Annotated in this window: 11 protein-coding genes, 2 tRNA genes and 1 other RNA gene; 10 read left to right on the forward strand and 4 right to left on the reverse strand. The window is 41.2% G+C overall.

What is annotated here, in order from left to right; translation table 11 throughout:
• The first annotated feature begins 100 nt into the window (after positions 1-100).
• Positions 101-667, forward strand: a complete 567-nt coding sequence (locus HYI04_RS01335; RefSeq protein ID WP_004695530.1) for a flavodoxin family protein — start codon at positions 101-103, stop codon at positions 665-667.
• A gap of 41 nt (positions 668-708) precedes the next feature.
• Here HYI04_RS01335 and smpB read toward each other — a convergent pair whose 3' ends face one another.
• Positions 709-1,185 (reverse strand): SsrA-binding protein SmpB, encoded by a 477-nt coding sequence (smpB, locus tag HYI04_RS01340; protein ID WP_004695532.1) that lies wholly within the window; start codon positions 1,183-1,185, stop codon positions 709-711.
• A gap of 141 nt (positions 1,186-1,326) precedes the next feature.
• Between smpB and coaD the strand changes: the two genes are divergently transcribed.
• The 4 genes from coaD to HYI04_RS01360 all read left to right on the forward strand — a co-directional run bounded on the left by coaD (position 1,327) and on the right by HYI04_RS01360 (position 2,637).
• Positions 1,327-1,818 (forward strand): pantetheine-phosphate adenylyltransferase, encoded by a 492-nt coding sequence (gene coaD / locus HYI04_RS01345; protein ID WP_004695534.1) that lies wholly within the window; start codon positions 1,327-1,329, stop codon positions 1,816-1,818.
• A gap of 1 nt (position 1,819) precedes the next feature.
• Positions 1,820-2,083, forward strand: coding sequence for a YfhL family 4Fe-4S dicluster ferredoxin (locus HYI04_RS01350; RefSeq protein WP_004695536.1), 264 nt, complete (start codon positions 1,820-1,822; stop codon positions 2,081-2,083).
• A gap of 26 nt (positions 2,084-2,109) precedes the next feature.
• Positions 2,110-2,487: RNase P RNA component class A (gene rnpB, locus HYI04_RS01355), an RNA gene on the forward strand.
• 73 nt (positions 2,488-2,560) lie between these two features.
• Positions 2,561-2,637 (forward strand) — tRNA-Met (locus HYI04_RS01360).
• A gap of 52 nt (positions 2,638-2,689) precedes the next feature.
• Here HYI04_RS01360 and HYI04_RS01365 read toward each other — a convergent pair.
• Positions 2,690-3,682 carry an RDD family protein gene (locus HYI04_RS01365; protein WP_010327298.1) on the reverse strand — a complete coding sequence of 331 codons (993 nt, stop codon included), beginning with the start codon at positions 3,680-3,682 and terminating at the stop codon, positions 2,690-2,692.
• A 777-nt stretch (positions 3,683-4,459) separates the two neighbouring features.
• Here HYI04_RS01365 and HYI04_RS01370 point away from each other — a divergent pair.
• Positions 4,460-4,536, forward strand: a tRNA-Met gene (locus HYI04_RS01370).
• Positions 4,537-4,653: 117 nt separating this feature from the next.
• Here HYI04_RS01370 and HYI04_RS01375 read toward each other — a convergent pair.
• On the reverse strand, positions 4,654-6,279 hold the full coding sequence (locus tag HYI04_RS01375; protein ID WP_010327297.1) for an NAD+ synthase: 1,626 nt from the start codon (positions 6,277-6,279) through the stop codon (positions 4,654-4,656).
• 203 nt (positions 6,280-6,482) lie between these two features.
• Between HYI04_RS01375 and HYI04_RS01380 the strand changes: the two genes are divergently transcribed.
• The 4 genes from HYI04_RS01380 to HYI04_RS01395 all read left to right on the forward strand — a co-directional run bounded on the left by HYI04_RS01380 (position 6,483) and on the right by HYI04_RS01395 (position 10,601).
• The gene (locus tag HYI04_RS01380; RefSeq protein ID WP_010327296.1) at positions 6,483-6,989 is read left to right on the forward strand and encodes a hypothetical protein; all 507 of its coding nucleotides are present in this window, start codon (positions 6,483-6,485) and stop codon (positions 6,987-6,989) included.
• Between the two features lie 183 nt (positions 6,990-7,172).
• A complete protein-coding gene (locus tag HYI04_RS01385; protein WP_058952503.1) occupies positions 7,173-8,129 on the forward strand; it encodes a metal-dependent hydrolase in 957 nt (318 codons plus the stop codon).
• Positions 8,130-8,144: 15 nt separating this feature from the next.
• Positions 8,145-8,990: an SDR family oxidoreductase gene (locus HYI04_RS01390; protein WP_010327294.1), complete on the forward strand. Its 846-nt coding sequence runs from the start codon at positions 8,145-8,147 to the stop codon at positions 8,988-8,990.
• 18 nt (positions 8,991-9,008) lie between these two features.
• Entirely contained in the window at positions 9,009-10,601 is a 1,593-nt protein-coding gene (locus HYI04_RS01395) for an NAD(P)/FAD-dependent oxidoreductase (protein WP_010327293.1), read from the forward strand.
• 148 nt (positions 10,602-10,749) lie between these two features.
• Here HYI04_RS01395 and gltA read toward each other — a convergent pair whose 3' ends face one another.
• Positions 10,750-12,024: a citrate synthase gene (gene gltA, locus HYI04_RS01400; RefSeq protein WP_004695551.1), complete on the reverse strand. Its 1,275-nt coding sequence runs from the start codon at positions 12,022-12,024 to the stop codon at positions 10,750-10,752.
• Positions 12,025-12,508: the final 484 nt, after the last annotated feature.

Below are 12,508 nucleotides of genomic sequence, written 5' to 3' on the forward strand. Positions count from 1 at the left end.
TTTTGATGAAGTGCTTGGCTGTTTTAATCCTTGCACTTACTCCCCACTCAGCGAGTGGAAGTGTTAAACTTAACTCAATTCTTTGGTCTTAAAAATTTCCATGTCTGTACCTGATCTTGTTTCTGCTACACCTGTTCATGTGTGTGTGGTTTATCATAGCGCCTATGGTCATACGGCGAAAGTCGCTCAGTATATTGCACAAGGTGCAGAGCAGGCGGGTGCTGATGTGCATTTAATTTCTGTTGCTGCAGTGCAGTGGGACTTGTTAGATCAGGCCGATATTATTGTGATGGGTTGCCCAACGTATATGGGCAGTCTTACAGCAGCGCTTAAGCAGTTTATGGAAGATTCCTCTAAGCGCTGGTTAGCACGGGCTTGGCAAGGAAAACTGGCTGCAGGCTTTACCAATGGTGGGGGCTTAAGTGGCGATAAACTGGCGGTATTACAGCAGATTAATTTATTTGCTATGCAGCATGGTATGTTGTGGGCTGGTTTACCGTTTATGCCGACGGGACGTAGCCAACACGATATTAATCGGATGTCGAGCTTTTTAGGTTTGATGACTCAGTCAGACAACGCTAGTATTGAAATAACCCCACCTGAAGGTGACTTGGAAACTGCTCGAAAGTTTGGAAAATATTTGGTTGAGCTAAAAGCTGACTATTAACAGTTCTGATAATAAAAAACCTCCACATGGGAGGTTTTTTATTATTTATGCATAATACGGGCTTTATCACGTTGCCAGTCACGGTCTTTTTCCGTGGCACGTTTGTCATGCAGCTGTTTGCCTTTCACTAAAGCGATTTCTAATTTCGCACGTGGTCCTTTCCAATAAGCAACAAGTGGAACACACGAATAACCTTTTTGATTCACTGCGCCGAGTAGCTTATCCAGTTCACGACGGTTCAACAGTAACTTACGGGTACGGGTCGCTTCAGGAACAATGTGCGTAGATGCACTGAGTAAAGGCTGAATTTGAGCACCGAACAGGAAAGCTTCACCATTTTTAAAGGTGATATAACTCTCAGACAGCGTCATACGACCTGCACGTAATGATTTCACTTCCCAGCCTTGCAGTGACAGGCCAGCTTCAAATTTTTCTTCAATAAAATAGTCGTGACGTGCACGTTTATTCTGTGCAATCGTCCCGCTGGTATTTTTTTTAACTACAGTTGCTTTCGCCATAATCAATTACTTCCAACAATGTACCTATTGTGCCTTAAAGCATGGTTAAGGTGAAGTTTTTTCAAATTTATAGAGTTTCTTCACCTATAAAACAAGTTTTTGCTAAAATATGGCTCTACAAAATCAACAGAGTAAAAATGGATGTCTAAAACTCGCGTCATTTACCCGGGGACTTTTGATCCAATTACCAATGGTCATATTGATTTGGTTACACGTGCATCACGTATGTTTGATGAAGTGGTGGTAGCCATTGCCATTGGTCATCATAAAAACCCTCTCTTTAGTTTAGAAGAGCGTGTGAGCTTGGCCAAAGCATCATTAAGCCATCTTGATAATGTTGAGTTTGTAGGTTTTGATGGTTTGTTGGTGAACTTCTTCCGTGAACAAAAAGCAACGGCTGTACTGCGAGGATTGCGTGCAGTGTCTGACTTTGAATACGAGTTCCAGTTAGCCAATATGAACCGTCAACTTGATTCACACTTTGAGGCGGTATTTTTAACGCCGTCAGAACAGTATTCATTTATTTCATCGACATTGATTCGTGAAATAGCACGTTTAAAAGGTGATGTGACGAAGTTTGTACCACAAGCGGTGGTTGCTGCTTTTGAACGTAAACATCAACAAGGTTGGTAATGTGTCTTTATATATAACCGATGAATGCATCAATTGTGATGTTTGTGAACCTGTGTGCCCCAATGAAGCCATTTTCATGGGGGAATTGATTTATGAAATCAATCCAGACTTATGCACAGAGTGTATCGGACATTATGATAAACCCCAGTGCCAATTGTTCTGTCCAGTGGATTGTATTCCGCTAGATCCTAATCATGCGGAAACTGAGGATGAGCTCATGGATAAATATAAAAAACTAATTGCTCAAAAAAGCGCAAGCAATTAAGTCTAAAATTTGATACTATGCGCCTCGAAGTGAGCCAGACGATCGCTGCTGTGGAGATCTCCGTGATTGAAGCAGGGGAGGAAAGTCCGGGCTTCATAGGGCAAGGTGCCAGGTAACGCCTGGGCGGCGTGAGCCGACGGAAAGTGCAGCAGAGAGTAGACCGCCTTCATTATGGTTTCGAGCAATCGAAATCGGAGGTAAGGGTGAAAGGGTGCGGTAAGAGCGCACCGCATGGCTGGTAACAGTTCATGGCATGGTAAACCCCACCGGAAGCAAGACCAAATAGGGATCCTTTAGGCATGGCCCATGCTGGATCCGGGTAGGTCGCTTGAGCGTATGAGTGATTGTACGCCTAGAGGAATGATCGTTCTCGACAGAACCCGGCTTATCGGCTCACTTCAACAAATTTTGATCAATTAAGCGCGCAAGGTACTTGACGTACTGGTGAGAAAACCACATAATGCGCGCACAGTTTACGGCTATGTAGCTCAGTTGGTTAGAGCACCGCACTCATAATGCGGGGGTCACAAGTTCAAGTCTCGTCATAGCCACCATTTTTATAGACCACGTTCCAAAACGTGGTCTTTTTTTGTCCTTATTTTGGGCTTAATACCCACCTCCAATTTGCGTTTGTTGTTGTGAAGAAACTTCCTGAGCAGTAATTTTCTGCTGATCATCTGTTTCAATTAAATAGGTGGAAGAACGTTTTTTTGAAATTAACCCAAATTGATAGCGAGCGGTGAGTTGAACATAATTTTCTAGATATTTTGCACGATGACGTGGTTCTAATTTGAAAATATATTGTGCAAATTCTTCAGCATAACTTGGATTATTGAGTAAATTAGGATCGGTAATCGTGGCTAAATAATAATGTTGAGTTGGATTTATACCTTCCTCATTTTTAGGAAGGATGAGATAACCATAATCAAATTGGCTTAATTCCTTAAATTTTAGATTTTGTAAAGAAATAGGAATATAGTCTTGGTCACTTGTAATACTGTTCCAAACTTGTAACCCTGAAAAAATGAAAACTAAAATAGTTACGATGTAAAAATGTACATTCCATGTTGTAGAAATAGTCTTAGGTTCAACCCCATTTTTTATGACAATTGTGTGTGCTAGATAGTCGTGAATAGAGCGGCGATTTTTCCGATTAAAAATATATAAATAAATTATAGAAATCAGTAAGCTACCTAAAAGTATCGTAAAGATGCTATTCAATACTGGGTGAAAAAGTAGCGTAAAAGACATTAAGCAGAAAGGGGCATATAAAATTGCCGAGCGTAGAAATGAGGCGGATAGGCTGAGATACTGCTGATCTAGTTTGACGACTTTAATGGATTGAAGAATTTTGCCGATTGTTTGTCCATTATTGTTAACGCTGTTGCAATAAGTAAAGTATAGAATAACGAAAAGATAACCAATTAATGTTATGAGTATAGGGTATTCATAAGGAAATTTACCTAATAGGCTAGAGATAATGTTACAGAAAGCACCGATGAGCAAAGCATCAATGATAAATGCGAAGCTCCTACGCCAAAAGCCTGCAATATAAGGTTGTGTATCAGGTGATACATCATTTTCAATTGTATTATCCAAAATAATGACTCATGCTGTTATAAAATTATTGGTTTTGATGTTAAAAGTAATCAGTGATTAAAGTTTTAAGCACTTTATTAAATAGTGAGCTGTTTTACAGAATTGTAGAGATGAAATCAATAATTCGAAGAGATTCTTTTTATTTATATTGAGTTGATACTTCTGTGATTTTAATCCTTGGAAGCTATTTTGGATCTGCATATAGGCAGTACATTATTCTGCAAAAATTTATTTTTTTAGCCTGTAATTTTATTCTTTGTTCAGTTTAGTTGCGCATAGCATTTAGCATTTAGCATTTAGCATTTAGCATTTAGCATTTAGCATTTAGCATTTAGCATTTAGCATTTAGCATTTAGCATTTAGCATTTAGCATTTAGCATTGCAATTTCAAGTTGCTTATATGGTGATCTTTTTGAACATGATATAAGCGTTGTTGGGCTTTGCTGAGCTATGCCATGCATCGTTTTTTGTTACATGTTCTATAAGTGTTGATTGATGATTCATTTGGCAACATTCATGTAAGCGTGATTATAATTGACCAAGGCTGGACTCACGAGCTGGCATGCACTTAGTGCTGTTAAGAGTGTAGTAATAAGCAAGGATTTGATCTGCTTAAGGATAGTTTCCTTTATATATTTAGCTATTGTGCCCGATGTTTTTTACTAAATATGTATTAATTTTAAACATTTAATTATCAGTTGTTTAAATGCTGATCATTGGGATGGGGTAGGGCTTGACGGGTGTTTAATATGTATAGATAATGCCCCCACAGTTTACGGCTATGTAGCTCAGTTGGTTAGAGCACCGCACTCATAATGCGGGGGTCACAAGTTCAAGTCTCGTCATAGCCACCATTTTTAAAGACCAAGCTCTCAGCTTGGTCTCTTTTTTTGTGCGTAAAAAATAGATTTGAATATGTCGATATAAAAAAGCCCAAACATCTGTTTGGGCTTTTTTATTGGAACAGCAGCTTATATGCCAGCTTTCCAGCCATTCATGATTGGGTAACGACGTTCACGGCTAAATGCGCGTGAGCTGATACGCGGACCAATTGCACCTTGGCGACGTTTGTATTCATTGAAATCGACCAAACGAATCACTTTTGCAACCACTTCAGCATCAAAGCCTTTGGCAATGATGTCATCTTGGCTCATATCTTCTTCAATATAAGCATACAAAATGGCATCCAGTACATCATATGGTGGTAAAGAGTCTTGGTCCTTTTGATCTGGACGTAACTCTGCTGAAGGTGGGCGAGTAATCACACGCTCAGGAATCACAGGCTTGTCTGAAATGCTGTTTCGGTATTTCGCAAGTTCAAACACAATGGTTTTATACACATCTTTTAGTACGGAAAAACCACCCACCATGTCACCATAGAGCGTGCAGTAGCCCACAGCCAATTCTGATTTGTTGCCTGTAGACAGGACTAAATTACCAAATTTGTTTGATAAACCCATCAGCAGTGTACCGCGGGCACGCGCTTGTAAGTTTTCTTCAGTTGCATCCGCAGGGCTGTTGCCAAAGAACGGATAAAGCGTTTGCATAAAGCTGTTCACAATCGGGTTGATTTCAGCAATCCCAAAAGTCACCCCCATACTCTTCGCTTGTTCAGCAGCATCTTCTACACTGATTTGGGCGGTATAGGTATATGGCATCATTACGGCTTGGACTTTGTCGGCGCCAATCGCGTCGGCTGCAATGGCAAGGGTTAAAGCAGAGTCGATCCCGCCTGATAAACCCAAAATCACCCCAGGGAAACCTGAGCGCTGTACATAGTCGCGAGTCGCCATCACTAAGCTTTGATAAATCTCTGCCATAGTGTCTAAAGCAGGCGGCAGCGCATTGGCCTTAAAGGCTTGTTGTTCTGCTTCGTATTCAGCGAAATACAGGGATTCTTTAAAGCTTTCAGCTTGAAGTACAACTGAACCATTTTTGGCAATCACGAAGCTTGTACCATCAAAGATCAGGTCGTCTTGACCGCCGACTTGGTTGGCATAAACCAAGTTGAGGTTCATTTGTTTTGCCAGTGCAGACATGGTTTCAACGCGGTGCTGTGGCTTACCGACTTCATATGGTGAAGCATTTAAGACTAAAGCTGTTTCTACATTGAGCTGTGCTAGTTGTTGTACCGTTGAAAGTGACCAAACATCTTCACAAATCAACACACCAAACTTATGCCCCAGATATTCAAAAACAAGGTGTTGATGCCCTTCGGTGAAGTAGCGCTTTTCATCAAACACGCTATAGTTTGGCAAGTTTTGTTTGTTATACACACCCAAAACTTGCCCATCTTTCATGACCGCAGCGGCGTTGTAGCGTTGACCGTCTTCAGTTTGATTGACAAAACCAAAGACCATCACAATGTCTTTTACTGTTTTAAGTTGTTCAAAAACTTGTTGCGTGCGTTTGGTTAGGCTAGGACGTAGAAGTAAATCTTCTGCTGGGTAACCAATGCTCGAAAGTTCTGGAAAAATAATTAAATCAGCATTTTGTTTTTTTGCTTCATTGGCCTGCTCCAACATTTTTTGGGCATTTGCTTCAAGGTTGCCAATGTGCGGAGAGAACTGTGCAAGTGCAATTTTAAAACTTTTCATTTCCAACTAAATCCTATACCTATAGGGATATACACGACGATTGAGTTTGTTATAGCTATAAGTTCTACGTGGTGTAAGTGACGATAAACAAATAGAAGTATTAATCAATAATAAGTGCGAATACTATATACGAAATGCGATTTTTTTTAAGGGATATTCTAAAAAAAATCCGTAAATGTCCTTAAAAAGAACAAATTATTCTAATGTCTTTATGGAGTGTGATTGTGTGGTTTCAAGCGCTTTTACAAAAAATACAGCAAAAGTTTGAACTTAAAAATCGGCCCTTGACTGAAGCGGAGAAAAAGCTCGCCAGCAGCATTTTTGGGAACAGTCTGAACACGGATTCAGTTCGAATTATCGCGCATCGGGCAGTGCTGCCTCATTATGCGATTAGCCCCAATGGACATGTCTATTTTAATATCAAAGACTGGTGCGAAAATTTTGCCGACCAACCGATTCATCAACAAGCTTGGTTGATTCATGAGCTAACACATGTTTGGCAAATTCAGCAGGGACTCGCTGTAGTCCGTAAGGCACTTTTTAACCGTCAATATCGTTATGCATTAAAACAAGGAAAACAGTTTTTAAGCTATGGCATTGAACAGCAGGCGCAAATGGTGCAAGACTACTTTCTCAAAAAACACTATGGCGAAGATTGCTCAGCCTATGAGCAGTGTATTCCCTTTGTGGCACACAAAGCCTCGTTCTGACCCCGATAGATAAATCTGTGGAGTGATTGTTAGACAACAGATTTTAAAGTCATAAATTGCAAATCATTTGAAGAAAAATGCCAGTGGCATAGGGGAAACGGCCTCTTATTTTGAATGCAAAGAGATGGTGAAAATCGTGAGATTGAGCCTGAAAAACGAGCTAAAAATAAGAAGGAATGTCCTATGCGTATCGCTCTTCCATTGAAAGGCAAAGCCAGCCAAATTTTTAAGGGACCCGTATTCGATGCTGAAAAACAGTCTGCGATTATTCCGATTCGGCATATGAAATTTGACTTTGAAGCTGAGAAAATTGATCCCAAATTCTACCTAAATGCGGAGTTGGCCAGTGCTTACTTTGCATCACTCTCGATCTTTCTGACCTATGGTGAAGACTTGGTGATTGATACCGCCCGTTATCACCGCGATTTCCTTAGAGACCCTGTATTAAAACAACGCGTGACGTCTTTGATTGGACAGGAGGCACTGCATTCAAAGCTACATGAAGAATTGAACGATACTTTTAAACAGGTTGATTTACCCGTTGGTATTTTTCGTTATTTAGCTGAAATCGTTTTTGACTACGGTTTTAACCGCTTACCGCAGCCGATGAAATTGTCTTTGATGGCAGGCATTGAACATTTTACCGCAGTGCTGTCTGAATACATGATGAACCATGAAGAGATTTTTTTCGATTCTCAAGACGAAAAGCAACGGGCGATTTGGATGTGGCACATGCTAGAGGAATCTGAGCACAAAGACATTGCATATGATGTGTTTCAATCACTTTCCAATAACTATGCCTTACGTATTACAGGCTTTTTTCCAGCCCTTATCACCATTTTGCTATTGATTTCAGTGGCGTCAGTTTTTGTCCCGTTTTATCGCAAACCGTCTAATTTGGTGAGTCTCAGTTATTGGAAGGATGTACCGCGCAGTTTCAGCCTCTTGTTTGGGCTGAAACGAGGTGTTTATGGCAGTAGTTGGAAGCATATTTTTGATTATTTACGCCCGAGTTTTCACCCGAATGATTATGACACTTCTGCATTTTTAGATTATTACAAAGAGCGTTTACTACATCCTGAAACAGGAGTGTTAACCCCCTATTTCACCAAAGAATTTACTCCAATACTTAAATCATAAGAAGGAGGTTATGACATGGGACTGTTGAGTAAAAAAAATAAACCAAGTCAAAAGGCCTACGCAGTTGTAACGGGCGCAGGTAGCGGAATTGGTCGTAGCTTTGCACTGGAACTGGCAAAGCGCGGTGGTGATGTCATCTGTGCAGATATTGATTTAAGCTCGGCACAGGAGACTGTAGATTTGATTCAGTCGATGACATCTACGTCAGCCTACGCCGTGCATTGTGATGTTGGATTAAAAGAATCTGTACACGCTTTGGCCGAGCAAGCGGAACAGCTTTTGGGACATCCTGTTACTTTGCTCATCAATAATGCGGGAGTGGGGCTAGGTAGTAAGTTTGATGAGGTGTCGCTGGAGGATTGGCGGTGGTGTATGCATGTCAACCTGTGGGGGGTGATTCATGGTTGCCACTACTTTGTACCCAAATTTAAACAGCAAGGCTTTGGTGCCATTATCAATGTGGCATCGGCTGCGGGCTATACCGCAGCCCCTGAGATGACAGCGTACAACGTGACCAAGTCTAGTGTTTTGGCTCTATCAGAAACCTTGGCTTCAGAGCTTCATGCTTATAACATTGCAGTCAATGTGCTGTGTCCGACCTTGGTGCCCACTAATATTATGAAGAATGGTCGCTTGCCAAGTCGCTATTCTGGACTGGCTGACAAACTGCTAATGAACCATGCGTTTACCACCAGTGATGCTGTTGTAAAAAAAACATTAAATCGCTTAGATGCAGGCAAGCTTTATACCATTCCGCAACCCGATGCCAAATTGTTTTGGTGGATGAAGCGGGCATCACCAAGCTTATACGTCAAGCTTTTAGGTTTGGGTTATCCACTGTTTAATCAAATCACAAAATAAGAATAGAGAAAAATGAATATGGAAACGCAATTAGAGACAGAGCAAGCAGATGTGCAAGCACCGTCTGATCAAATGCGAGATCAAACTACGACGCCAAAAAGTACGGAAGCTCAACCTAAGCAAACCCGTAAAAAGGCTGTGCTTCGTCCTAAAGCCGCACATACTTACGATACCATTGTTGTAGGTGCTGGGATTTCGGGCATTGCTGCGGCTTATAAAATGAAACAAGTCGGCTATCAGGACTATCTGGTTTTAGAAAAGGCAGAGAGAGTTGGTGGTACGTGGCGTGATAATAATTACCCCGGCTGTGGCTGTGATGTACCTTCGGCATTGTATTCATTTTCCTTTGCACCTAGTCATCAATGGAGCCATTTATTTGCGAAACAACCTGAAATTTTAAGTTACTTGGAACAGGTGGTTGAGCAGTTTGAATTACAAGACAAAATCCGCTTTCAGCATGAGTTGCTCAGTGCAAAGTGGAATGAAGAGGCGAATATTTGGCAACTTGAAACTTCTCAAGGGGCATATCAAGCACGAACCGTGATCTTTGGCACAGGGCCGATTACAGAACCATCTGTACCTAAGATTAAAGGGATAGAAGGATTTAAAGGAGAAATGTTCCATTCAGCCCGTTGGAAACATGATTATGACTTAACGGGAAAGCGGGTTGCAGTGATTGGAACAGGTGCGTCTGCCATTCAGTTTATTCCACAAATTCAGCCATTGGCGAAAGAGTTGATCGTATTTCAGCGGACTGCGCCGTGGGTTTTGCCCAAAGCGGATATGCAGCTCAATGCTACAGTAAAGTCGCTGGTGGCCAAATTTCCGATGATTCAGCAAGGCTGGAGGAACAGTGTTTCCAGTATTTTAAATGGGATCAACTTTGGGCTGCGTCACCCGTCACTGCTTGAACCAGTCAATATTTTAAGCCGTCAATTATTAAAATTACAAATACAGGATGACTCCTTACGTAAAGCCGTAACGCCTAACTTTTCGATCGGCTGTAAGCGACTTTTATTTGCCAACAATTATTATCCAGCACTGCAACAAGACAATGTCACGCTGTTACCCCAAGGTTTGGTCGAGATTGATGGGCAGAGTGTCATTGCGGCAAATGGGGAACGATTTGAGGTTGATGTCATTATCTGGGGAACTGGTTTTGAAGTGGCACATCCTCCAATTGGCCAACGCGTATGGAATGCCCAAGGTGAGCGACTGGCCGACCTTTGGAAGAGCGGTTCTCCAGAAGCGTACTTGGGTACAAGTTTGGAAAATGTGCCGAATGCATTTTTGGTACTGGGGCCAAATATCTTGGTCTATGACTCGTTTATTGGCATTGCTGAAGCGCAGATTCAGTACATTGTAGATGGTCTACTAAAAATGAAGCAGCAAGGCTTTAAACGTATGATGGTGAAACGAGATGTTCTACGTTATCACAATGCCAAGGTACAAACTCATTTAAAAACCACCGTATTTAACCGAGGCGGCTGCTCAAGCTATTATTTAGATCAAAATGGGCGTAACTTCGCGGCTTGGCCGTGGTCCTTGGCCGAGTTAAAGCAACGTTTATCTACGCTTGAGCTAAAACACTACGATGTTGTTGAAGCTTAAAGTAGTCACATTAAGTATTAAAAAAGCCTGAGTCTGTTCAGGCCTTTTAATACTTTAAGTGTGTCATTCATAAATGGTAGATTTAAAGTTCAACATATAAAAAACCACCCATGCGGGTGGTTTTTTTTGTCTATCAACGCAGACCGAATTAACGGTTGATGTCGCGTTGAACTTCGCCAGTGTAAAGCTGACGAGGACGACCGATCTTGTACGGACCGCTGTGCATTTCTAACCAGTGGCTGATCCAACCAACAGTACGTGCAAGCGCGAAGATCACTGTAAACATTTCTGTCGGGATACCAATCGCTTTAAGGATGATACCTGAGTAGAAGTCTACGTTCGGGTATAAGTTACGTTTGATGAAGTATTCATCAGAAAGCGCGATACGTTCAAGTTCCATAGCAAGAGCAAGCTGTGGATCGTTGATGCCAAGCGCACCAAGAACTTCGTCGCAAGTTTCTTTCATTACTTTCGCACGTGGATCGAAGTTTTTGTACACACGGTGACCGAAGCCCATGAGTTTAACTTCTTTAGTTTTCACTTTTTCCATGAAGTCAGCAACGTTCTCTACAGTGCCGATTTCATCAAGCATCTTAAGAACAGCTTCATTCGCGCCGCCGTGAGCAGGGCCCCAAAGTGCAGAGATACCCGCAGCGATACATGCATATGGGTTCGCGCCAGTAGAACCAGCTAAACGTACTGTAGACGTAGAAGCATTTTGTTCGTGGTCTGCGTGAAGCGTGAAGATACGGTCCATTGCTTTAGCAAGGATAGGATCTACTTTGTAATCACGGTCTGCTGGAGTAGCAAACATCATGTATAAGAAGTTTTCAGCGTAGCTTAAGTCATTACGTGGGTAAACGAATGGTTGACCTACAGTGTACTTGTAGCTCCACGCAGCCAAAGTAGGTACTTTAGCAATTAAGCGGATAGCTGTAATTTCACGGTGATCAACATTTTCGATGTCTAAGTTGTTGTGATAGAACGCAGAAAGCGCACCAACTACACCAACCATGATCGCCATAGGGTGAGCATCGCGACGGAAACCATTGAAGAAGCGGCTAACTTGATCGTGAACCATAGTGTGGTTACGAACTTTAGCATCAAATACTTCTTTTTGTTCAGCTGTTGGAAGCTCGCCATTGAGAAGTAAGTAGCAAGTTTCTAAGTAGTCAGCTTTAGTTGCTAACTGGTCGATTGGGTAGCCACGGTGTAAAAGCACACCTTTGTTACCGTCGATGAAAGTGATTTTAGACTCGCATGCAGCAGTAGCCATAAAACCAGGATCAAAAGTGAAGTGACCTGCGGCCAATACATCCTTAACGTCGATTACATCTGGGCCCAATGTGCCGCTGTAAATTGGTAATTCAATTTCTTTGCCATCAAGCTGTAAAACGGCTTTTTTGCCAGTTGCTTCAGACATTCAATAGATCTCCTGTCCTGGTGAATGATTTATCTGACTCGAAATACTCATCTTTTAATGCACGAATCAGACGGATTAAAAATTTGCTCTAAGAGTAGAGAGTGCTGAAATTTTGTCAATTATACTTATGGATAAAATGATGACTTCCGAAGTTATAGTTAAGATTTAATCCATTAAAATTTGCATAAAATCACAGCACTGACACACTATAATAAGTTAATTCAAGGAGCAAGTGCATAAATAAAAAATGTTGCTGGCGCAATTGTAAGCAGTTTTATATTGAAAAAAGCGCTTGAAAAGAAACAGAATTCAAGTCGTCATATATTTACATTTATTATGATTCTCGTAACTTACGCATCATTTTAAAAAGAAAATGCTGCTTTCGTAGTCATTGTTAAAAACAATAAGTGACTCAAATAAAATGATTTAATTGTATAAAAAATAGCTTATTTGGTATTTCGAAAACGATATATAAGTCACTTTT

This window comes from Acinetobacter sp. SwsAc2 (assembly GCF_013391465.1).
Classification (GTDB): Bacteria; Pseudomonadota; Gammaproteobacteria; order Pseudomonadales; family Moraxellaceae; genus Acinetobacter; species Acinetobacter johnsonii.